Below are 21,460 nucleotides of genomic sequence, written 5' to 3' on the forward strand. Positions count from 1 at the left end.
TGACTTATTACCACAAGGCTATTCGCAGAAGGCTTCTGTCACATTTATTCAATTAATTTCTAAACCAATTATCAAACATACGTTCGTAGTTGTCAATTGAAAAATTTTATAAAAAAAGCTTTTGCAGCAGAATCGCTACAAAAGCCTATGTGACGCTATTTATCACCCGCATGGGGATCGAACCCATAACTCAGCCTTGAGAGGGCTGCGTCTTAACCAATTTGACCAGCGGGCAATGGTAAATTTCAGTACAAATAATAAATTACTATAATTTAGCGATAAAGTCAACTAGTTACCTGAATAAAAAATGAACAATCGGTTAAAAATACAATGAATTTCAAAACTCACTTCTGAATGTTCATTCAAGTATTGACATGATAAACCAAACAAGATAATATTATTAAATGTCAGATGACTTAATATTCATTGGGTATTCGCCAAATGGTAAGGCAACGGACTCTGAATCCGTAATTTACTGGTTCGATCCCAGTATACCCAATCACTTATAATATAGCTGTTCCCAACAGATTATCTTTACTGTTGAGAACGGCTTTTTTGTTGTTTCAATAATGAATCACCCAACCCGTCAATCCTTAAATACCAAAAGAAACGGACTTCGCTTTCCCCCTTCCCCCAAAAAAGACCAATTCTCAATCGAATTGGTCTTTCATTTAAAAAACTAATATTAAACAATTTCTAGATGTAGGTCATCTTTTTCTGCCCAGTGGAATGCCCGCATTAAGCGATATCCGGTTACAGAAATAACGGCTGGAAGCAGAACCCCACAGAACAAGTATACCCAAAGTGAATTTAAGTTAGTTGAAGCCAAGTTAATGGGTGCAATTAATGAAGTCAATCCCAGTCCACCGATTGTATACGGAACACTGAAATGGAAGAACATCGTTCCCACTGCCGCACTCACCATTGCGGCCACAAAGGACGGCAGACATAACCGCGGATTTTTCAGCAAGTTTGGAAACTGAACTTTAGGTGTGATAAAGCCTTGAGCAATATTCGCACCGATGTTGTTTTCTTGAAATGACATCACAAGAAAACCAACAAATTGAGCAGTCGTTCCGATTAAAGTGGCACCCGATGAAATTGGATCTAGCGCAATGGCAATTGCCAATGCGGCCGATGAAGCAGGTGTCATTAAGAAAATAGCAAAAGCCAAAGCCAAAAGCATTGAACCAATTAATGGGCTAACAGTCATCGCACTAGAAACCCATTTGCTGAGTGCATTAAGTGCGGGGGTCGTAACAGCACCGGCACCTAATCCAAACAACGTTCCAACAGCAGTTGAAGCAAGTGGAACTAACATCATATCTAGCGGCGTTTTACCAGATAAATACTTACCAACCATGACCGCTACAATCGCTGCCAGAACGGCACTAATTGGTTGCCCAGTCGTAAATAGCATGCTTGAAGCGGCTTCATGCATCTGCCAGCCAGTTGCTGTTGTTCCATTAACCGCAGCAGACGTGAAGTAAACCCCATTTGCACCCACAGTTGCCGAAATCATTGAGCTAAACATGACCAATGTATTGACTTTCATTTGTGATGCAACGGCTGCACCAAATCCTGCTGGTAAAAGGACCTGGGCAATTGCCCCAATTTGATAAAGTTGGTTCCAATGAACAATGTTAGCAACGGATTGAAATAAAAGACCAACACCTAACATAACTAAAATAGCATTTGAAACCGCTGCTGAAACATTATAAACATAATCTTTAACGGACATTCGGCCGTCAGCTGTTTGGGTATTTTCCATATATGTATCCTCCTGGGATTTAAAGTTGTTCTCGATGAAACTATGTATGATTAAATTTTGATGAGAACTTGATGATAAGTTAATCATTTACCCTAATCCTTGTCAACCTTTTTTTATGACTTTTTTAAACTAAAAAATCCTGAACGAGTGAATTAAAGATTCACAGTTCAGGACTTCTATCAAAAATAGCCATTGTTTATTTTTTACTCATATGAAAGTTCTAGCAAAAACATATTCTTTTTATTTAAGTAGCCCGTCGTAATCCAAACATCTCGGTAATCGGGTTTCCCTTGATTTGTATACTCATAAAATTGATCCAGCAAATCGCCATGCATACTAACAAATTCTGGAGACATTCGATTAACCATTAACCGGCCCTCAGGAAAATAGGTTTCCCGATTTGCCACGGATACCGTGTCCGGAATTCCCATAGTGACAACATTAGAATATTCACCCTTCTGAAAATGAACCTTATCAGGATGTCTACTTACAAAAGTCATAACATTATAAATTGAATCCGAATTACTTGCCAAGTACGGACATCTCCTCTTTCTGATTATGCATGACTCATTATAACAAATCCTAACTTATCTGCCACATTTTAATCCCATTTACATTAACTAGGCTTGACGAATTGCGGGAAAAAAGATATTCTAGTAATCAAATTCTCATTAGAATTTAATCTAAGATCAAGAAGGTTGGCTTATGGCAAAACAAGTTGCAAGTGACATAGATTGGAATAACTTAGGATTCGATTACATGGATTTGCCCTATCGTTTTCGTGCTTATTACCACGATGGCAAGTGGCAAGATGCCGGATTAACAGAAGATAGTACCTTACATATTAGTGAAGGCTCAACCGCCTTACATTACGGCCAAGCAGATTTTGAAGGAATGAAAGCCTACCGAACTAAAAGTGGCGAAATTCAATTATTCCGGCCAGACCGAAACGCTAAACGAATGAAAGACAGTTGTACCCGTTTACTAATGCCAGCATTTCCAGAAGATCAATTTGTACAAGCTGCAAAAGAAGTTGTAAAAGCAAATGCAGATTTCGTCCCTCCATATGGAACTGGCGGAACCCTCTATCTTCGCCCATTAATGATTGGTGTCGGTGGCAACATTGGTGTTCATGCCGCAGATGAGTACATTTTCACCATCTTTGCGATGCCAGTTGGTAGCTACTTCAAAGGTGGCATGGTTCCAACAAACTTTATTACATCTGATTTTGACCGTGCTGCTCACAAAGGAACCGGTCAAAGCAAGGTTGGCGGGAACTATGCTGCAAGTCTCTTACCAGGCGATGAAGCCCATAAAAACGGCTTTTCTGACTGTATCTATCTTGATCCCGTTAATCATGAAAAAATTGAAGAAGTCGGTTCAGCAAACTTCTTTGGTATTACTAAAGATAATAAATTTATCACACCAAAATCACCTTCAATTTTACCAAGTATTACCAAGTATTCTCTCCTTTGGTTAGCTAAGAATCGCTTAGGACTTGAGGTTGAGGAAGGTGACGTCTACATCGATCAGCTTGATCAATTCACCAAAGCAGGTGCCTGTGGTACTGCTGCAGTTATCTCACCAATCGGTGGTATTTCTCATCATGGGAATTTGCACGTATTTTACAGTGAAACCGAAGTTGGTCCAATTACCACGCAATTGTATGACATGTTAACCGGTATCCAATTTGGCGATGTGGAAGCACCTGAAGGTTGGGTCCAAAAAGTCGAATAAATAGATAGTAGAAAAGGGAGAACAGCAATTGCTGTTNCGCTTTCTATCCAACTTTAAAATTTAACTTGTTTCGTTCCGTTGCCTAATCCTAAATCAGCTTCAGTTGACTGAATATGAATTTCATAGACATCAAGTTGGTCACCAATTAATGCTAATACCTTATCAAAATCAGGTACGTCAGCCAAAAACTTATCTTTCATTTCCGCTAACGTTCTTTTTGAGGCTATCCCAACGGCGTTATTTGATGCCACATGAGCATTTCCCTCTTCAGGAACAGTTGAAAAAGCAATCTTTTCACTACTCAAGAACTCTTGAACCCCTTTGGAATCACGAACCGACGCAAAGTAAATGATATTAGGCGTTTCCTTTTCCCAAACGAAATTCACAATTCTAAGATTGGGTATCCCATCAATACTAGTTGCGTATGCCAATTTGTTGGCACCGTCGAATACCTTCTCTAAACCATTCTGTTCCATTCTTCAACGCTCCCTCTCATTTAATTGATTATAGACGCTTATTTAATTTTTCTCCTAGTTCTTCATAGCCAGGTTTACCAAGTAGCGCAAACATATTGGATTTATAGCTTTCAACACCAGGTTGATTAAATGGATTAATCCCATTTAAATAACCAGAAATTGCAACTGCTACTTCAAAAAAGTAGATTAAATAACCAAGTGTATAGGCTGTCTGATCAGGAATGTGAACACTCATATTAGGAACGTCGCCATCTGTATGAGCTAACACAACCCCTTGGAAAGCTTTCGTATTGACGAAATCCATTGTCTTTCCTTCGAGATAGCCCAATCCATCTAAGTCTTGGTCTTCCTTTGGAATATCAACGTCATGATTTGGCTTATCAATTGTGATAACTGTTTCCATTAAGTTTCGCATTCCCTCTTGAATATACTGTCCAAGGGAATGTAAATCAGTTGAAAAGTTTGCTGAGGAAGGATAAATTCCCTTTTGATCCTTACCTTCAGATTCACCCATCAATTGTTTCCACCATTCTGCAAAATACTGTAAGTTTGGCTCATAGTTTTCGAGCAATTCGGTTGTATACCCCTTGCGGTATAAAATATTTCTTAATGCCGCATACTTGTATGCCTCATTTTTCGTTAAATCAGGATTTGTGTATTCTTCCTCTGCATCAGCAGCACCCTGCATTAATTGATCAATATCGGCACCTGAAGCTGCAATTGGGAGTAACCCAACTGCAGTCAGTACTGAATAACGTCCACCAACGCCATCAGGAATGACAAAAGTTTCATATCCTTCAGCATCTGCTTCTTGCTTGAGGGCTCCCCGCTCCTTGTCAGTTGTGGCGTATATTCGGGCCTTGGCACCCGCTTCGCCATATTTAGTTGTCAGTAGGTTCTTAAAGATTCTAAATGCAATAGAAGGCTCTGTGGTAGTGCCAGACTTTGAAATAACATTAACTGAAAAGTCACGATCACCAATCAAACCGATTAGATCATGGATGTACGATGGGCTAATTGAATTTCCTGCAAAGAGAATCTGTGGTGCCTTCCGTTCATTATCTGGCAAATAGTTAAAAAATGTATTGTGTAGAAAATCAACTGCCATCTTGGCGCCTAAGTAAGAACCGCCGATTCCGATTACAACGAGTACTTTAGAATCAGATTGAATCTTTTTTGCTGCCTCTTTGATTCGAGCAAACTCTTGTTTATCGTATTCAGTTGGCAAATGAAGCCAATCTCGATACTCGCTGCCTGCACCTGTTCCTTTACGTAGCTCATCATCCGCTGCGTTTACCAACGCCTGCATTTCACCGAGTTCATTTTTATGGATAAATTTATCTAACTTAGAATCATCAAAACTAATATGCGCCATTATTCTTACCTCACTTTTTATTGAATAGCCCCATTATAGTCGAAAACACAAAAAAAATAAATGGTCTAGTCCATTTATTTAATCTTTTTGCTATTTTATCTCATTGAACTTAAAATCACACCACCAACGATAACTAAAATGGACCCGATTGTGACATAGACCATCTCTCTCGAAGTTTTCTTTTCGCCAAGCAAGAAAATACTACCGAACGTTGAGATAACAATTCCCATTTGAGAAATTGAATAACTGATTGCTAATCCAACGGCTGGAATTGAGAGGAACATGAAGAAGTTACCAACACCCCATACAACACCAGTAAGGATGTTTTTGTAAGTTCCTTTGTTCCAAGGATCCTTGTTCAAGGAATAGACTAACGCCCCGAGTAACATTCCAATTGATTGTGGGAATACAATTGCTTTTGAATCAACGCTCCCCCACGTCACAATGACTGTGTAAAGAACATAACCCACCGTAGAGAACGCAAGTGCAAATGCACCAGCACCAATATTTTCGCTCTTCTTAGTAATGGCATTCGTCTTTGTATCTCTTAAAGCAGTTAATGTCGCACCAATAATTAAAATAATAACGGCAATTGTGCCACTTGTAATCATTGCTCCCGTCTTCCATTCGTGGAAGATAACGACACCGGCAAGAGCATTTCCTGCTAACTGAAGTCCAGTTGACATTGGAACCGTTTTTGAAATTCCAATTGCCTTCATTGATTGGAATTGACCCAATTGACCGAAGAACCAGAAAATACCAGACAAGAAACCAATTACCCATACTTTAGTCGTAAGTGTTGGTTGGAAAATAACCAAACTTAGAACCCCAAATATTACAGCTCCAATGGTCATTCCCAAGGTCTGTTGACTTGGTGATCCCCCCATTTTACCACTGATTAAGCCAATACTACCCCATGCTAAAGCAGGGATAAGCGCAATTAAAGTTGTCATGAAAAATTCCTCAATTCCTTTTCAAGTTTTTTTGTATTTATGAAAGCGGTTTATAAAACAACACTTGTAATAGTCTACTAGTTTTTAGTCAAAAAGAAAAGACTGTTTTTAAAAAAACTAAAAACAAGCCTATTCTTTAATTAATGTCTTATTAAAATATAACTTTTTAGTTGGTCAGCATGCCGATATTCGCTGGAAATTGTGAAATCAAGCTGACTTTCAAGCCTTTCTTTCACTGAAAACTCACCATTTGTTGATGAAACTAAACTAGAAATCACTTCGTTCATTTTCTTTTCGGTGATGTTACTATCCCGAACGAGCACAAGCAAGTTGCCGCCCTTCTTGGTAACCGTCGCAGCCTGTAGCAACAGATCTTGTAAATCCTTCTGAATATTAAACGTCCGTTTTTTGCCGCGAAGGAATGCAGGTGGATTAACGCTCACTGTATCAAATTGTAGCTCATGCTTAATCGCATAATCTAAATACCCAAACACATCCATTGCCCGCGTCTCATGGCCTTCACTCAAGGTTTGATTGAGCTCTAGCTGGTTCTCAACTTCCCCAACTGTTCGTTTTGAATCATCCACCGTGACAGTCTTCAAAGCACCACCCACAGCTGATGCAATCGTTAGTCCATTTTGAGCAGCAAAAAGGTTTAAGAATGTTGTTTTATTGCTATCGTTTCTAACAATCTGTCGAATTTGTCGATACTCCAAGGCTGGTGCAATCATAGGAGTCGCAATTAAATCTACCGGATATTGAATACCATATTCAGTAATAGTTGTTGGAACATTCTTTGAATCACCAACCACAAGTTGACTTGTTTCTGGTCGTTTCTTTGTACCACGTTTCCTAACAATAATTGTTTTCGCCTTCGAAATAACTTCGTTAAAAGCTGCCATAATTAGCTTGTTTTGGTAGTAAATTGCTTCATTTTCGTATTCAAATACGTAACAATCATCAAATTTATCAATTGTTAAGCCGCCGAGACCATCTCCAATGCCATTGAAGAAACGATAACTTGTAATTTCATCATCGTTAACCACTGCCTGGCGTCGTAATAGTGCTGTTCTGAATAACTTCGCAAAAAACTTTTGATCAATATCTTCGTTTTCTCTAATCGTTAAAATCCAACCGCTACCTTTACCTGCTTCCGCAAAGTAGCCCTTAGCCACGAAATGGTCATGATTTATCAGGCTAATCCATTCGCCATCATTAAAATCACTTGCATTAACTAAGTCGTCCTTCGAAATGAGTGGGTATCCACCCTCAAATTTACGTGCCGATTTACCATTTACTTCTACTTTTTTCAATTTAACACTCCTTCTATTCAACGCTTACTATGAATTTTTTGATTGAAATTTATCTGGGAAAATAATTGTAAAGGTTGTTCCAGCATCTGGTTTGCTAGTAACCTCAATTTTACCATTATGCTGTTGGACTAACTGATGAACAATCGCTAATCCTAGGCCAGATTCACCATACTTGGTATTTCTCCTTGATGGATCTGCTTTATAATACCGTTCCCAAATATTGCTTAGTTGTTCAGATGTCATCCCAATTCCTGTATCAGAAATCTTAAAAATACTCTCTTCAAATCCACGCTGTGCATTAATCGTAATTTGCCCATTGTCGGTAAACTGGATTGCATTTTGCGTAATATTAAACATAATTTGAACAAAACGGTCATAATCCGCATAGACGGAAATTTGTTTTGGTATTTGCAACTCAAGTGTGTCGTTCTTAGCCTCGGCTTTTTGCTGTAACTGTTCAACCAAATTATTCAGAGCATCAACCGCATCAAATTCCTGTTTATTAAGGCCAATTTGGTTGGCCCGAATCTTTTCGTAGTCAAGGTTTTCGTTTACCAATCGAATTAATCGTTTGGTTTCATTGCGCATAAGCTTGATGCTTTGATCTTTACTTTCTTCTGGAATTGCATCATAGGCCAGCCCTTCAAGTAACCCATTAATGGTCGTCAAAGGTGTCCGAATTTCATGTGCAGCATCCGCCATAAAGGTCCGTCGTCGTTCCTCTTGCCGCTTGATTTCATCTTGAGATTCCTTCAAAGACTTAATCATACCATTAAAATCATTCGTTAGGTCATCAATTTCGTCTCGATGCTTAGTTTTTAATTTAACATCGTAATTTCCCTCCGAAACTTGCTTGGTCGCTCGCCTTAACCGATTTATTCGAGAATTCGAAAAACTTGCCAGCAAAAAAGCAATTCCTAGTGCAACCAAACTAGAGATAATCAGTGGCTTTATTAGGTTCTTATTGATTTGATTAATATTGGTATTGATGTCGGAAATAAATGATCCAACCTTCACAACGGCTATTAATCGGCGTTTGTTATGACTATCAGTATAAAAATACGGTTTTAAAACATCGGTCATGGCTGGTTGCGTTTGCCCATTTTGTAACCGCATGTTTCGGTCAGAAACTTTGTGGACAATTTCTCCGCGTTTTAATTTTCTCCAGTCCGTTGCCGAAATTTTTGCAGTATTTACATTATCTGGAAAAGTGACCGTATTTTTTGCATTATAAACGGTGAAATGCACTGATTGATTTTGCAGCAATAGCTCACTACTCTCAAGCGCATTCGTATCAAAGGTAACCCGACCATTATCCTGGGATGAAACTCGAACGGATTGTTCAACTAAACTATTTGCATACTTTTCCATCGTGGACCACGTGTTCATGTAGACCATGGTTCTAGTCGATTTTGAAAAAGAAAGGCCCAACAAAATTAAGACGGTTGCAATAACCGCCAGAAAGGCTAGCATTTGTTGGTAAATTAATTTCATTCGTCTACGACTCCACTGTCATCAAATCGATAGCCGACGCCCCAAACTGTTTGAATAATTTGAGGGCCCACTTTTTCGATTTTTTGACGCAATTTTTTAATATGTGCATCAACTGTTCGTTCGTCACCATAGTATTCATAATCCCACACTTGTTGCAATAGTTGTTCTCGAGAGAACACCTGTCGCGGCTTTTGCGCTAAGGTCTTTAATAAATCAAATTCCTTAGGGGTCAAGTCTAAAATCGGTTTGCCACCTAGAATCGCTTCACGAGTACTACTGTTAAGCTTAAAATGGTCCGTCTGAACGTCATAATTACTAGAATCATCCATTGCTTTGATTGGTGAATCAGACTCGGTCGTTGCCGCTTTTGTTGTACTAATTTCAGCGCGACGATGAAGTGCCTTAATTCTTGCAATAAGTGTAATCGGTGAAAACGGCTTAGTGACGTAATCATCAGCCCCCATTTCCAACCCTAAAACTTGATCACTTTCAGAATCACGAGCCGTCAGCATAATAATGGGAACGGTTGGGTCAGTTTTCCGAATCTCGGCGCCAACCTGCATTCCATCAATTCCCGGTAAATTTAAGTCAAGCGTAATCATATCCCAACTCTCCGGATTTTCATTAAACATTTTCAATGCTTCATTTCCATCGTAAGCAAAATGCGTGTCCCAGTTCTCTTTTTGGAAAAACATTTTCATCATTTCAGAAACTGACTTGTTATCTTCAATCATTAATAGTCTCATCTTTGTCCTCCTACAGGTTCGCGCCAACTAATCAATAGATGATTGCTTGTGCGCCTAATCCGCGCCACTTTCCCATCAGAGCCTGGTTAGTTGGCATCAAAAGGTTTGTTGTGCTCGGATCAATCAAATAGACGTGGTGGTGGGTATATCCAGATACTAGCATGATTCGACTTCGCCCATTCTTAGGACGCGACAACCAAATAATTAGTGGATGCCCTCGATCAATTTGATGATGGATTACCTTTAAATTTTCGATGTTTATAAGCCTTGCTGTTCGCTTTAATCTTTGTGCTTTGATGATGAGGTCTTCTGGGCGAATACCCGAAAACTGCATTTGACTGTTCGTTTCAGGTTCAACAAATTTTGACCAAATCTGCAATATTTTAGTTGCGGATGACTCAGTCTTACTCTCTATACTGTTAATTTTAATATCTAATCGTTTATAATGCCGCACCATTGCCTTTTTTTGAATCCATCCCACAGAATTCTCGTTAACACTAAAATGATACCAAACTCGCTCTCCGTAAAAACGAAGGTAATCCACTCTGATTTCACATCCAAGCAGTGACTTTGGCACATCTTCTGTCCGACCAAGTTTATCGGGAGATGCCAGGTCATCGCTTATAAATCGATGACCCGTGACAACAGTTTTAATTTTAGTAAAAAATGGTGTTGGCTTTTCTTCTGCAATTACCCTTGCGTTCATGGATTCATCTCCAGCGTAAGATTACATCTATTATACTACTGAACGAGGCGTGGAAATACAACTATCTCCTATAATCTCTAGGTCTAACTATGGTAATATTGAAGGGTATTAACGAATAAGGAGTAGACAACTATGACAAAGGGAATTGTATTTTTCGATTTAGATAATACATTATTAAATGCTGACACTAAGTTAGATAATGAAGTAGCAGACGCAATGTCTCAGCTTCGCCAGAATGGTATTGTGCCAGTTATTTCAAGTGGTCGCAATATTTTTGAAATTCAAACTATTATGGACAAAGCTGGAATTGACACCGTCGTTTCAGCAAACGGCTCCTACGTGATTAATCATGGACAGCCTATTTACGAATCAAAGATAACGGATGAACAAATTGAACGATTTAGCAAAATTGCGACCGAACACGGAAACTCATTTGTCGTCTTAAATGATCAAACATCACGGTTAAACAAGTTTACGCAAATGGCCCAAAACGCTTTTGATAACGTCAATAGCCCAGTCCCAACAGTTGACGCTAATTTTTATAAAACAAATCCTATTTACATGATGATTATTTTGACCGATAGTGAAGATGATTTTTACCGTCAAACTTTTGAAAATGACTTCACATTCTACCGCAATACCCCATTTAGTATGGACGTTGTCGCTCAAGGTGGCTCAAAAAAAGTTGGCATCAAAAAGCTTCTCGAATTACCAGAGTATTCCGGTGTTCCAACCTATGCATTTGGGGATGGCAACAACGACATTGCGATGCTAGAAGCAGTCGACCATCCTGTTGCGATGGGAAATGCGTTACCTCACGTAAAGCCCTATGCCGAGTTTGTCACAACTAATAACACAAATCATGGAATTGTGAACGGCCTGAAACACTTTAAGCTAATTTAATTTTCAAGCGGAATCCTTTAATAAAGCCCCAATTTATGGTATATTTTAATGTGTTCAATTTGGGGACGTTATGGATTCGACATGTATAGGTCGAACCTGGATTGCGTTTCGCAGCGGGAATCTGCGTCATCAAGTCCCACCTAAATTTATAACTGCAAATAACAGTAATAAATCTCTTGCATTAGCTGCCTAATAAGCGCTAAGTGAGGATCCTCCCGACTTCGCTCATGGGTTGGATCTGGGTCTTAAATTAAGTGAGCTTACGCTGGTTGCTCCCACCTGAAGTGACCAGAAGAGACTAATCAGGTTAGCCAATCACGGTTGCCCTGACATGCGGCGTTTTGATTGGTGAATTTAAATAGTATGCCTATGAACGTAGATATCCGGGTGGCGATATGCTTGGACGCGGGTTCGATCCCCGCCGTCTCCATTAAATGAGTTTTCAGATTTTCCATAAGTACTGATATGACAGCGAAAGTTGCCGTATCAGTACTTTTTATTTTTAGATTTTTAAAACACTAATTCAAAAAGTGAGCTCTCAAAAAAAGAGCTCACTTTTCATCTTTATTACCTATTAATTTACCGTCTTCAGGATTGCTGTCCCTAACAAATGCATATAATTTTCTCAACATTTGTTTTTTATTTTCTTTACTCATCACCATGATAATATTTTGCTCTTTCCCCACATTTTCAATATCACCAATTTTAATATGATATTCCGCTTCTAAGGAACCATCATTCATCCCTGAATACAAGAAAGCGAGTCCCTTTCCAACAGCCACCATAGAAAGTCCTTCATCAAGAGTATTGATATAATGGCTCGCCTTCAGGTTAAAGCCATTTTTGAGTCCTTGACTGATGACATAGTCGACGATGACCGGCGATTGCTGCCTTTCAAGTAAGATAAATGTTTCCTTTTTTAAATCGGAAAACTTCAGCTTCTTTTTTTCACTTAAACGTGAATGGATTGGCATCGCAATTTGCAAATGGTTCTCCATGAATAATGTCTTTTCAACGTGATCATTTGAATCAAAATAGGAAGAAAGTCCGAAGACCAAATCATAATGACCATTACTAACCCCTTCAGCCAAATTCAATGGACTATCTTGATTCATTAAAAATTGTACGTTCGCGTTTTGACCTTTAAAGCGGTTCAACACTTCATACATCCCTCCCATGTTGAAATTAGGGAGATAACCAATTTTTATAATTATTGAAATTCATATTAACGTTCCTAAACTGCCAGTCTACAATTCCTTATCTTTTCTTTCATTCCATTTTCTTTGAATCACTGAGAAAATCAAATCCATTACAATCCAGAGTAAAGTTGCGCCAATCAGCCAGTAATACTCAGAATACGCGTTTAATCTTTTTCTCAATGGTAACTTCACTAACTGGATCTCGCGCTCTGAACTTGCATCATTTACCTTTAATCGCATTGTTTGTTTCCCATTTGTAAAGGAATATCTATTCGGCGCTTTGAGCGTCGCAATTTGACCAGATCTTGCTGTGATCACGACTGTTGCAAGCCGAGTCGGTTTAATTATTTTTTTATCATGTTTTATTAAATTATAGTAGACATTGATGCGCATCAACGGTGGTTTCACCTTAATCGTTATCCTCTGGTTGTAACTATCCGTAAAGTAATAGGATTTTGGATTATTGGCCAGTGTTTGGTATCCGGAAATAGCGGCGTGTGAAATATCATAATGATTAAAGTTTGGGGACGAAATACGTTCAGTTCCCACCACTCGATTTGTTGTCACATCGACATACCGAATTAAAGCATTGCGCAGCCATGGCCTTTTCGTAGATAAATTACGATTATTTAATTTCTGATTGATAGCCGGTCCCTTATTTGAATCATTCTTGACTGATAGAACATATTTTGGTTGATACGTAATGCCAGGCAACTTAATCTTTTTAAAGAGTTGCGTTTTGCCAAATTTGTCATCATACCAATTCTGAATTGAATCAATAACCCGTATATTTTGTTGTGGACTCGTTTGAATGGCAACGTTATTGTCCAGCTGAACTTCCTGAACTCCCCAATAAGCAGCCATCCAAGTGTTGGACCACAATTTTTTAGGATTTCCGGTCATGATGTACGGGGTCCCCATGTATGGGTTATACAAATCATCAGCGATTTGAATTCCCGGCATTCTCACAACTTGTTTACCCGTTTTTCGTGCTTCCTTTGCCAACTTTTCGTGAGTGTAAAAAACATTGTAGAAGGGCTTTAAGTTATTCAAATGATAATGGTAACTCGGAATTGCTAAAAACATTAGAAAGAGCGTTACTAGTGCCAGAACGGTATATGTAAAGAATGCATCTTTACGAAGCATTTGATAAGACGTCAAGAAATTCAATATCGAAATCATCAATAAAACGTTGACTGCAAACCAGAGTCTTGGAAATAGTGCGGGTGAAATCGCCATGGCACCCACTCCTGCAAGTGCGCTAACAAAGAAAATAATGCCACTTAACGTGCTTCCTTCATCTTCCGTTAAATCCCGTTTTGAAAAGATACTTCTAAAAAAGTTTGGTTGGCTGAATAAAACAACGCTGCCCAAAACAATACTGACTAAAAATAAAATTCCAGAATTTGTCATCGTATTCGAAAGAATCTGCGAAATATGATAAATTAGCCCATCTTTTTCACCATATATCTCACTTTCACTTGAACCAAGTGACAATACGATCATCGTGAGGAAAGCAAAAATAGTTGCCAGAACCCCAACTATTTTCCACCAAAAATCATTAAGAACGCCTTTAGGCCGGTTGAAGTAGGTAAAAAAACCAACCACTAAAATAGAAGTGGCGCTACCAACTTCGTTTGACATCCCCGCTAGAATTCCTAATCCCACAATCGCCCAAGCCATCAGCGTAAAATGTTTCTTCACGTGATAATTAAATCGGTAAGGAATAAAAAACGCCAATATGACAGTTGTTGCCCAAAGATAGTTGGCCGCTCCGCTGACCCAAAGCACCGTACTGCCAAATCCTGATAAGAAGAACCACATCAATAGATAGGTAAGTAACAATTGTAGTGGATACCTAAAGACACGTTTACCAGTTGCCAAAATGTTCATTTCTAATCCTAAGATTAAAAAGAAAAGTGTATTCACAACATTAAAAATATATTTGGGAAACTGCATCGCTAAAATAGTGAAAAAGGTTGACGTTAGTCGCGCATTCCATAGGGTCATATGATTATAAATGGCAACTAACCAATCCCAGAGATTTCGATAAACTTGAGGGCCACCCTTTGCAGGCCATTCTCCCGTATAAACAAAATGATAAAGAAAATCATCAGCAGTTAGTCCCGAGAATCGGTTGATGTTAAAAATATAAATGAAAATGGTGGCCATCACGACTAAGCAGAGGAAAAATAATATGTATTTTTTTATGATACTAAGTTTCTTTATTTGCATTACCTTTATCCCATCTAAAACAACTATTTTTAATTTTATTCATTAAGTCATTAATACCAAACTAAATTAGTATAACACAGACTCTATTTACCTTAAAAAGCGGTCATTCATCTCTTGTCTTGAGATAAATGACCGCCCATTATTAACGCTGATTATGCTTAGCGTTTAGCTTCACTTTTATAATAATCACCGCTCTTACCAGCCTCGTCAGTCAAGAAGCGGAACTCCCATTTCAAAATGATGCTGGTCTCATAAGGTGGCTTTAAAATTGTCTCTCTCCACCCAAGAACACCTGCTTGTCTTCTTGTTTAACGTTCTTGACGTCCGCTAAAGGATCAGCCTTCAATACCTGGAAATCGGCAAACTTACCAACTTCAAGTGTCCCATAGTCGTCCTGCAGGCCACAAAGTGCAGCAGAATTTTGAGTTGAACAATGGTATGCCTCAGCCGGTGTCATTCCAACTTTAGTTAATAATTCGAATTCGTCAGGCGTCTTATCAAACCCATTAAACGGCGTTCCAGCATCCGTTCCGCAGGTAAATTTAACCCCCTGTTTGAATGCTCTTGTGAAATTAGCATAGGTATCATCAAGCGCATCTTCAGCCTTCTTAACTTCCCAATCAGGTAGAACCCCTTTGCCAAATGCCGGAATTGTCCACTCTGCAATTAGGGTTGGTGTCACATATGTCCCCTGTTTAATGGCTTGTTCAGCTTCTTCTTTCGTTAAATAAAAACCATGTTCAATGGAGTCGACCCCTGCATCCAACGCATTTTTGATTCCAGGGTTTCCTTCGGCATGAGCGGCCACGATGACACCTTTGTGGTGAGCTTCTTCAACTCCAGTACTCATTTCTGCGACAGATAACTGTGGATCATCCATGAAATCACCGGGGGTCATAACCCCACCAGTTGCCATCATTTTAATGGACTCTGCACCATTTTTAAGACCTTGTCGAACAGATTTACGCATTTCGTCAGGTGAATCTACTAGGAATGCGGCATGGGGCCCATCACCATGACCACCCGTCATTGAAAATGCACGTCCTGACGTCATCATGTGCGGCGTTTTTGGTAGCATCCCCTGCTTTTGTAATTTCTTCAATTTGATATCAGCATCGTAGCTCGTTCCACATTCTCGAATATAAGTAACACCAGATTTCAATAAAGTCTGTAGGTTCTCAAAAGCAAAGACAGCTGCTTCAGATTCCGACACATTAAACCCACCATCGAAAGTATTGGGATTACTTGTAATGTGTGTATGAACATTAATGAACCCTGGCATAACGTATTGGCCGTTTAAGTCCACCGTTTCTGCTGAATCGGGTCCATTTCCTTGCCCACGATCAACCAGCTTCCCCGTTGCTGTATCAACTGAAAACCAAGCATTTTGTTCATTCTTATCATTAGTACCATCAAACAAAGTGAAATTTTTAAAAGTCTTAACTGTCATATTTTTTGCCCTCCGTTTTTTATCCAAGTTTGCTAGAATTGTCTTTCTCCACCTAAAAATACTTGTTTGTCTTCCTGTTTAACATTTTTGACGTCAGCGAGTGGATCCTTCTTTAATACTTGGAAATCAGCAAATTTACCGACTTCCAGCGTGCCATACTCGTCCTGAATCCCACAAAGTGCAACGGAGTTTTTAGTTGAACAGTGGTAGGCTTCTGCAGTGGTCATGCCAATTTTAGTGAGTAATTCAAATTCGTCTGGAGTTTTGTCAAATCCATTGAGTGGCGTTCCAGCATCAGTTCCACAGGTAAATTTCACACCCTGCTTGAAGGCTCGCTTAAAGTTTTCATATGTATCATCAAGGGCATCTTCTGCTTTCTTTACCTCCCAATCAGGTAAAAGGCCTTTCCCAAATGCTGGAATCGCCCACTCTGCAATAAGTGTTGGCGTTACATAGGTTCCCTGTTTAATTGCTTGTTCAGCTTCTTTTTCCGTCAAATAGAATCCATGTTCAATAGAATCAACTCCAGCATCAAGCGCATTTTGAATGCCAGGATTTCCTTCCGCATGGGAAGCCACAATCACGCCCTTATGGTGTGCCTCCTCGACTCCCGTACGCATTTCTTCAACGGATAACTGAGGATCATCCATAAAATCACCAGGGGTCATGACTCCCCCAGTTGCCATCATTTTAATTGCTTCGGAACCATTCTTTAACCCTTGTCGAACTGCCTTTCGCATTTCATCTGGTGAATCGACTAAGTATGCCATATGTGCACCATCTCCATGGCCACCGGTCATTGAATAAGCCTGTCCTGAAGCCATCATATGTGGTGTCTTGGGTAAACGACCGACTTTTTGTAGCTTCTTTAACTTGATATCAACGTCAAAGGCAGTTCCACATTCACGGATATAAGTAACACCGGATTTCAATAGCTTCTGTAGATTTTCAAATCCAAACACGGCCGCTTCTGATTCACTAAGGTCGTGACCAAGTCCACCGCCTAAATCATCAGGGTCAACCGTGATATGCGTATGGACATTTACAAAACCTGGCATGACGTATTCGCCATTTAAATCAACAGTTTTCTCAGATTTCGGAGCTGTACCAGTTCCGCGATCAACTAATTTTCCAGATTCAGTATCAACTGAGAACCACGCATCATTTTCATTTTTATCTCCTGTACCATCGAATAGGGTGAAATTTGTAAATGTTTTGACTGCCATATGTATTGCCTCCATTTAATTCATTAGATTAGAAAATATTTCATTAGATTAAAAAAGCCCTCTTGAGAATAACTCTCTAAAGGGCGCGAAAGATCGCACGGTACCACCTTACTTATTAGCTCATAAATATTTAATAATATTTACAACTCCATAACGGTGGAAATCCGGTTTGATTTACTTTATTCAATCTTGCACTCAGAAGGGATTTACCGTTATTTTCAATGTCCTCTTTTCACTAACTGAGGTTCACTTTCATCTCTCAATAAGGCATTACTTCATCATCGATTTTTAATTTTCTAATCTAACGTTAATGTAAACCAGTTTAGCACTCAACATAAAATTGTCAATAAATGCTCAAAAGCGTGCTAACCATTTTTGCTGTATATGGTTGAATTCACTTAAACAAAGCATATAGTGGAAGATAAGTTTTTAAAATACAAATTGGAACAGGTGACACCCAATGTCAGAAAATATGCAAAAATACGAAAAAGCACAGTGGCAAGAAGCTCAAGCCGCTGTACTAGATGAATACGAGTCCTATTTAAATGAATTAAGAAAAAAAGGAATTGAATTTACCATTAATCACTGTCGACAATTAATTGTCTACCAGGATTTAATAGCTGAATGGCATCATAAATTACCAACCTTAATCGTTGATCTAGAAGATAATCCACTTGCCTTAACGATTTTTTCTGACCTTGCAAAATCCGGTAAAAGTCATTTGCTCGATAGAAGTTACACGAGGGTTACCAATTGGGTCGATTACGAACCAAGTCCCCTGTCAATCTGGCTTGAGCTAGAGGAAGATTACGACATTTAAATCGTTGGCATATCATGACCCCGACCAGTTAGAGAATTTGGTGTAAGTTTGAAAATTATCAAAACATCGCCTAGGTTTCCCATTGTTCTCGCAAAATGGTCACTCGGAAAATCCGGACCTAAGTACTTAGCGCACAAGATTTCCATATCGTGTTCAAGATTTTCTGGAGGCTCCGTTGTCAATGCACCAATCATATTGACACTTCGATACCGCAATGTGAATTCTGGGGCATCAACCGCCGTATCGACGACAACTGTTCCAGACAAAACTGATTGCTGTTGAACTAATTTCATAAGGCTGCTTTGTTTTGATCCATGAATAAAAGCAGCCTTTTTTTGATTGTCCCACACATAAGTTAACGCTGCAGTCTGGGGAAGTCCTTCTTCACTGATAAATCCAACGGTCATATAGGTCCCCTTTTCAAGCACCTGTTCCACTTCATTTTCTGATAATCGATGTCCCATTACAACTCACGCTCTTTCCGATTGAATGCGTAAAATCCGAGAAAGTGGACGCTTGATTTCTCGGCTAATTCTGTTATCACCGTCAATAAATCCGCCTGCTGTTCTGGTTGACCAGAAACTTCAATATAAAACGAATAAACGCCAATTTTTTCTTTTGTAGGCTCAGAAATGAGTGAAATAAGATTGAGTCCATATTTCACAAAATAGCCCAAAATATTGTACAACGTCCCCGGGCCATCATCTGGTGGCGTAATGTACAGACTTGCCTTGAATTGCGTGGTCAGTTGAATTACTTGCGGTTTCAATCGATTAAACACAATGAATCGCGTATGATTATCCTTTTGATCACCTACGTTATGCACTTTATATGACAAACCCGACTGATTTACCTCAGTTTCAGGGACGATTGCAGCATCACCAAAATTACCATTAACTGCCTTATTTAGTGATTGAATATTACTCGATGTCGTTACAATTTCAACATCTTTAAAACGATTAATCAGCCTGGTACATTGGCCTTCTGTCTTGAATTGGACAAATAGGCGCTTAATATCAGATTTTTTGGCGGCCTGGGCCACCATGCCAAAATTCACTGCAACTTCGATTTCATCAAGTATTGAAATTGGGTGTTGCTTTAATTTTTCGAGCGTTGCCAAAACGAACCCGTCTAATTGGTTTTCGAGCGGTAATAGCCCCAAATTATCATCCGTAACACTATTAAATACCGCATCAAATGAATTAAAATAATCAATTGTTATTTCCTGGCCGATTTGCTTGTTAATATACGTTTTTGCGGCTAAATCTGTAAAAGTTCCTGCTGGTCCCAGTACTGAAAGCTCCATGTATTTCGCCCCTTACATTAAAGGTTTGCCAAGATAATCTAAGTCCAGCTTTTCATCATCAATTTGCGCTATCTGCGGTAGATGACCCCAGCGTTCATATCCTTGCTTCTGAAACAATGCTTGACTTGCGTTATTTTGACTAAAAACAAGTGCAACGATATTTTGAATGTTTCGGCTCATTGCCTCGTTCTCCACAAATTTCACGGTCTGAGAGCCTAGGTGGTGTCCCCTAGCATTTTGATCCAAATAAACGCTGATTTCGGACGTGTGCTGATACGCAAGACGCTCATTAAAGTTTCGGAGACTCACCCAGCCAATGGTTTCACCATGAGTTTCGATTACCCATATTGCCTGATGGACTTGATCAAAGTCATCAAACCACGCCTGCCGATCAATCAGCGCTACTGGATAAATATCTGCTGTCACGTTGTGTAACGAAATTATTTGGTTGTATATCGCAATTATTTGAGGTAAATCCTGCTGTGTAGCGGGTCTATATGTAATATTAGTCATTCAATTTCCCCCTTCTTATTTAGAATAGCGATGAGGGGAATGTTTGTAAATGCAATTATGTTTTTAATTGATTAAAAATATTATAAAATTTTAGTTTGCTAATACACGGAACTAACGTTATAATAAACTTACATATAAGGGCATTATTTCACAGAAGACATGGATAACGAAATTCCTATTGAATTAGTCCATGTTTCCTCGGAAGCAACGACAAGCAATTATTTATTTTATTGCTACTAAGTTATTTATGGGTTCTGTACACATAGATTAGGTAGGAGACTGAAGCGCGCACTTCAGTCTTATTTTTTTTGCCAAAATTTTACTTTTTATCCGAATGATCCGTATTTTCTGTGTTAGTGACTTTGCTATCGTGCCCACCATCTTTTTCACTAAAAAATGATTTAAATTTGAGAAAACTCCCCATTGGTATCACTTCCATTCCTGTTATTGGTGCTAATATTACCCCATATATTATAATTGGTATACATATAATTTCATCCTTAATATAATCTTAATTAATTAATTTAACGCTGGTGCAATGCACGTTAAGACGAAAGGTACATTTATTGTAAAATATATTCACGTGAAAAAAATTAAATTGGTATGGTTGTACAAGCTTAATTGGTTGTTTTTTTAATCAATAATTCTTAAACTGAACCTATTAGGAGGGATTATGAATGGAACCAAAAAAGCTGTATAACACAACCGTCATTAACGAGGACGGTGTTAATGGACACGTCTATGTCGCGGACCCTAATGGATTAGACGTTGAAATCAGTGATCCTCGAAATGATTTACCCGGCGCAAATCCGGAACAATTTGTTGGATTAGCTTTAAGTACCTGCTTAAACGCTACTGTTGAAGCTATTGAAAAAAAGAATCACGTCCCACACACCTCTCAGGTACGCGTTCACGTGACGATGGTTAAAGGATCACAGGGCTTAGAATTTTTGGTTCATGCAAAAGTTCTCATTCCAGGAGTCGATTTTGCAACGGCACAAGCCTTTACAGCGTTGGCAGAAAAACGCTGCCCTGTTTCTAAACTTCTCAGTGGCAGTCCAAACGTAAAAATTGAAACTGTTGAACAATTCTAAAAGTAGCCCCATCGTCTATAATTGGACGAAAGGGCTACTTTTTATTTTCTATGAAGCATTCTCTTTATCCACCAGAAAATACTTTTCTTTTCGTTATTCTTTAACGAAGATTCCTCAATATGGGCCTAGAATAAAAAGTGTAC

Annotated in this window: 20 protein-coding genes, 2 tRNA genes and 1 other RNA gene; 6 read left to right on the forward strand and 17 right to left on the reverse strand. The window is 38.9% G+C overall.

Annotated elements, in window-relative coordinates:
* Nucleotides 1-162: 162 nt before the first annotated feature.
* A tRNA-Glu gene (locus FD44_RS06555) sits at nucleotides 163-235 on the reverse strand.
* A gap of 192 nt (nucleotides 236-427) precedes the next feature.
* On the opposite strand from FD44_RS06555, the gene FD44_RS06560 reads away from it, so the two are divergent.
* A tRNA-Gln gene (locus FD44_RS06560) sits at nucleotides 428-499 on the forward strand.
* Nucleotides 500-685: 186 nt separating this feature from the next.
* Here the strand turns inward: FD44_RS06560 and FD44_RS06565 are convergent.
* Together FD44_RS06565 and FD44_RS06570 are read right to left on the reverse strand one after the other, a co-directional pair.
* Nucleotides 686-1,771 (reverse strand): PTS sugar transporter subunit IIC, encoded by a 1,086-nt coding sequence (locus FD44_RS06565; RefSeq protein ID WP_010620632.1) that lies wholly within the window; start codon nucleotides 1,769-1,771, stop codon nucleotides 686-688.
* A 203-nt stretch (nucleotides 1,772-1,974) separates the two neighbouring features.
* Entirely contained in the window at nucleotides 1,975-2,304 is a 330-nt protein-coding gene (locus FD44_RS06570; RefSeq protein WP_010620631.1) for a hypothetical protein, read from the reverse strand.
* A 172-nt stretch (nucleotides 2,305-2,476) separates the two neighbouring features.
* On the opposite strand from FD44_RS06570, the gene FD44_RS06575 reads away from it, so the two are divergent.
* Entirely contained in the window at nucleotides 2,477-3,508 is a 1,032-nt protein-coding gene (locus FD44_RS06575; protein WP_010620630.1) for a branched-chain amino acid aminotransferase, read from the forward strand.
* Nucleotides 3,509-3,561: 53 nt separating this feature from the next.
* On the opposite strand, the gene FD44_RS06580 is transcribed toward FD44_RS06575, so the two are convergent.
* The 7 genes from FD44_RS06580 to FD44_RS06610 all read right to left on the reverse strand — a co-directional run bounded on the left by FD44_RS06580 (nucleotide 3,562) and on the right by FD44_RS06610 (nucleotide 10,571).
* Nucleotides 3,562-3,984 (reverse strand): hypothetical protein, encoded by a 423-nt coding sequence (locus FD44_RS06580; protein WP_010620629.1) that lies wholly within the window; start codon nucleotides 3,982-3,984, stop codon nucleotides 3,562-3,564.
* 28 nt (nucleotides 3,985-4,012) lie between these two features.
* Nucleotides 4,013-5,359, reverse strand: coding sequence for a glucose-6-phosphate isomerase (locus tag FD44_RS06585; protein WP_010620628.1), 1,347 nt, complete (start codon nucleotides 5,357-5,359; stop codon nucleotides 4,013-4,015).
* A gap of 95 nt (nucleotides 5,360-5,454) precedes the next feature.
* A complete protein-coding gene (locus FD44_RS06590) occupies nucleotides 5,455-6,312 on the reverse strand; it encodes a GRP family sugar transporter (RefSeq protein WP_010620627.1) in 858 nt (285 codons plus the stop codon).
* Between the two features lie 140 nt (nucleotides 6,313-6,452).
* A complete protein-coding gene (locus FD44_RS06595) occupies nucleotides 6,453-7,625 on the reverse strand; it encodes a class I SAM-dependent methyltransferase (RefSeq protein ID WP_010620626.1) in 1,173 nt (390 codons plus the stop codon).
* 27 nt (nucleotides 7,626-7,652) lie between these two features.
* Nucleotides 7,653-9,119 (reverse strand): sensor histidine kinase, encoded by a 1,467-nt coding sequence (locus tag FD44_RS06600; RefSeq protein WP_010620625.1) that lies wholly within the window; start codon nucleotides 9,117-9,119, stop codon nucleotides 7,653-7,655.
* Nucleotides 9,116-9,865 carry a response regulator transcription factor gene (locus tag FD44_RS06605; protein ID WP_010620624.1) on the reverse strand — a complete coding sequence of 250 codons (750 nt, stop codon included), beginning with the start codon at nucleotides 9,863-9,865 and terminating at the stop codon, nucleotides 9,116-9,118. Before FD44_RS06605 ends, FD44_RS06600 begins: the two co-directional genes overlap by 4 nt.
* 31 nt (nucleotides 9,866-9,896) lie before the next feature.
* Nucleotides 9,897-10,571 (reverse strand): hypothetical protein, encoded by a 675-nt coding sequence (locus FD44_RS06610; protein WP_010620623.1) that lies wholly within the window; start codon nucleotides 10,569-10,571, stop codon nucleotides 9,897-9,899.
* A gap of 132 nt (nucleotides 10,572-10,703) precedes the next feature.
* Here FD44_RS06610 and FD44_RS06615 point away from each other — a divergent pair, with 132 nt between their 5' ends.
* Nucleotides 10,704-11,474: a Cof-type HAD-IIB family hydrolase gene (locus FD44_RS06615; RefSeq protein WP_010620622.1), complete on the forward strand. Its 771-nt coding sequence runs from the start codon at nucleotides 10,704-10,706 to the stop codon at nucleotides 11,472-11,474.
* A gap of 61 nt (nucleotides 11,475-11,535) precedes the next feature.
* Nucleotides 11,536-11,907, forward strand: a transfer-messenger RNA (tmRNA) gene (ssrA, locus tag FD44_RS10360).
* Nucleotides 11,908-12,025: 118 nt separating this feature from the next.
* Here the strand turns inward: ssrA and FD44_RS06620 are convergent.
* From FD44_RS06620 to FD44_RS06635, 4 genes are all read right to left on the reverse strand, one after another.
* Nucleotides 12,026-12,694: a LysR substrate-binding domain-containing protein gene (locus FD44_RS06620; protein ID WP_076621482.1), complete on the reverse strand. Its 669-nt coding sequence runs from the start codon at nucleotides 12,692-12,694 to the stop codon at nucleotides 12,026-12,028.
* Between the two features lie 27 nt (nucleotides 12,695-12,721).
* Nucleotides 12,722-14,908 (reverse strand): DUF3329 domain-containing protein, encoded by a 2,187-nt coding sequence (locus tag FD44_RS06625; protein WP_010620620.1) that lies wholly within the window; start codon nucleotides 14,906-14,908, stop codon nucleotides 12,722-12,724.
* A 262-nt stretch (nucleotides 14,909-15,170) separates the two neighbouring features.
* Nucleotides 15,171-16,358, reverse strand: a complete 1,188-nt coding sequence (locus FD44_RS06630) for a metal-dependent hydrolase family protein (RefSeq protein WP_010620619.1) — start codon at nucleotides 16,356-16,358, stop codon at nucleotides 15,171-15,173.
* 32 nt (nucleotides 16,359-16,390) lie between these two features.
* Nucleotides 16,391-17,584: a metal-dependent hydrolase family protein gene (locus FD44_RS06635; RefSeq protein ID WP_010620618.1), complete on the reverse strand. Its 1,194-nt coding sequence runs from the start codon at nucleotides 17,582-17,584 to the stop codon at nucleotides 16,391-16,393.
* A 460-nt stretch (nucleotides 17,585-18,044) separates the two neighbouring features.
* Here FD44_RS06635 and FD44_RS06640 point away from each other — a divergent pair, with 460 nt between their 5' ends.
* On the forward strand, nucleotides 18,045-18,404 hold the full coding sequence (locus FD44_RS06640) for a hypothetical protein (RefSeq protein WP_010620617.1): 360 nt from the start codon (nucleotides 18,045-18,047) through the stop codon (nucleotides 18,402-18,404).
* On the opposite strand, the gene FD44_RS06645 is transcribed toward FD44_RS06640, so the two are convergent.
* The 3 genes from FD44_RS06645 to FD44_RS06655 are packed head-to-tail and all read right to left on the reverse strand — an operon-like array spanning nucleotide 18,401 to nucleotide 20,223.
* Nucleotides 18,401-18,868: a pyridoxamine 5'-phosphate oxidase family protein gene (locus FD44_RS06645; protein ID WP_010620616.1), complete on the reverse strand. Its 468-nt coding sequence runs from the start codon at nucleotides 18,866-18,868 to the stop codon at nucleotides 18,401-18,403. The two genes, FD44_RS06640 and FD44_RS06645, sit on opposite strands and share 4 nt — an antisense overlap.
* Nucleotides 18,868-19,710 carry a prephenate dehydratase gene (locus tag FD44_RS06650; RefSeq protein WP_010620615.1) on the reverse strand — a complete coding sequence of 281 codons (843 nt, stop codon included), beginning with the start codon at nucleotides 19,708-19,710 and terminating at the stop codon, nucleotides 18,868-18,870. Before FD44_RS06650 ends, FD44_RS06645 begins: the two co-directional genes overlap by 1 nt.
* A gap of 12 nt (nucleotides 19,711-19,722) precedes the next feature.
* Nucleotides 19,723-20,223, reverse strand: coding sequence for a GNAT family N-acetyltransferase (locus tag FD44_RS06655; protein WP_010620614.1), 501 nt, complete (start codon nucleotides 20,221-20,223; stop codon nucleotides 19,723-19,725).
* A gap of 677 nt (nucleotides 20,224-20,900) precedes the next feature.
* Between FD44_RS06655 and FD44_RS06660 the strand changes: the two genes are divergently transcribed.
* Nucleotides 20,901-21,317, forward strand: coding sequence for an OsmC family protein (locus FD44_RS06660; protein WP_010620613.1), 417 nt, complete (start codon nucleotides 20,901-20,903; stop codon nucleotides 21,315-21,317).
* Nucleotides 21,318-21,460: the final 143 nt, after the last annotated feature.

Origin of the sequence: Secundilactobacillus malefermentans DSM 5705 = KCTC 3548 (genome assembly GCF_001436395.1) — a bacterium.
Lineage (GTDB): Bacteria > Bacillota > Bacilli > Lactobacillales > Lactobacillaceae > Secundilactobacillus > Secundilactobacillus malefermentans.

What these genes read in the sequence shown, in the direction of transcription:
- FD44_RS06615 (WP_010620622.1), top strand. Translation starts at nt 10,704, where the DNA reads ATGACAAAGGGAATTGTATTTTTCGATTTAGATAATACATTATTAAAT.
- FD44_RS06655 (WP_010620614.1), bottom strand. Translation starts at nt 20,223, where the DNA reads ATGACTAATATTACATATAGACCCGCTACACAGCAGGATTTACCTCAA.
- FD44_RS06650 (WP_010620615.1), bottom strand. Translation starts at nt 19,710, where the DNA reads ATGGAGCTTTCAGTACTGGGACCAGCAGGAACTTTTACAGATTTAGCC.
- FD44_RS06590 (WP_010620627.1), bottom strand. Translation starts at nt 6,312, where the DNA reads ATGACAACTTTAATTGCGCTTATCCCTGCTTTAGCATGGGGTAGTATT.
- FD44_RS06580 (WP_010620629.1), bottom strand. Translation starts at nt 3,984, where the DNA reads ATGGAACAGAATGGTTTAGAGAAGGTATTCGACGGTGCCAACAAATTG.
- FD44_RS06610 (WP_010620623.1), bottom strand. Translation starts at nt 10,571, where the DNA reads ATGAACGCAAGGGTAATTGCAGAAGAAAAGCCAACACCATTTTTTACT.
- FD44_RS06640 (WP_010620617.1), top strand. Translation starts at nt 18,045, where the DNA reads ATGTCAGAAAATATGCAAAAATACGAAAAAGCACAGTGGCAAGAAGCT.
- FD44_RS06645 (WP_010620616.1), bottom strand. Translation starts at nt 18,868, where the DNA reads ATGGGACATCGATTATCAGAAAATGAAGTGGAACAGGTGCTTGAAAAG.
- FD44_RS06660 (WP_010620613.1), top strand. Translation starts at nt 20,901, where the DNA reads ATGGAACCAAAAAAGCTGTATAACACAACCGTCATTAACGAGGACGGT.
- FD44_RS06575 (WP_010620630.1), top strand. Translation starts at nt 2,477, where the DNA reads ATGGCAAAACAAGTTGCAAGTGACATAGATTGGAATAACTTAGGATTC.
- FD44_RS06630 (WP_010620619.1), bottom strand. Translation starts at nt 16,358, where the DNA reads ATGACAGTTAAGACTTTTAAAAATTTCACTTTGTTTGATGGTACTAAT.
- FD44_RS06635 (WP_010620618.1), bottom strand. Translation starts at nt 17,584, where the DNA reads ATGGCAGTCAAAACATTTACAAATTTCACCCTATTCGATGGTACAGGA.
- FD44_RS06625 (WP_010620620.1), bottom strand. Translation starts at nt 14,908, where the DNA reads ATGCAAATAAAGAAACTTAGTATCATAAAAAAATACATATTATTTTTC.
- FD44_RS06585 (WP_010620628.1), bottom strand. Translation starts at nt 5,359, where the DNA reads ATGGCGCATATTAGTTTTGATGATTCTAAGTTAGATAAATTTATCCAT.
- FD44_RS06565 (WP_010620632.1), bottom strand. Translation starts at nt 1,771, where the DNA reads ATGGAAAATACCCAAACAGCTGACGGCCGAATGTCCGTTAAAGATTAT.
- FD44_RS06605 (WP_010620624.1), bottom strand. Translation starts at nt 9,865, where the DNA reads ATGAGACTATTAATGATTGAAGATAACAAGTCAGTTTCTGAAATGATG.
- FD44_RS06600 (WP_010620625.1), bottom strand. Translation starts at nt 9,119, where the DNA reads ATGAAATTAATTTACCAACAAATGCTAGCCTTTCTGGCGGTTATTGCA.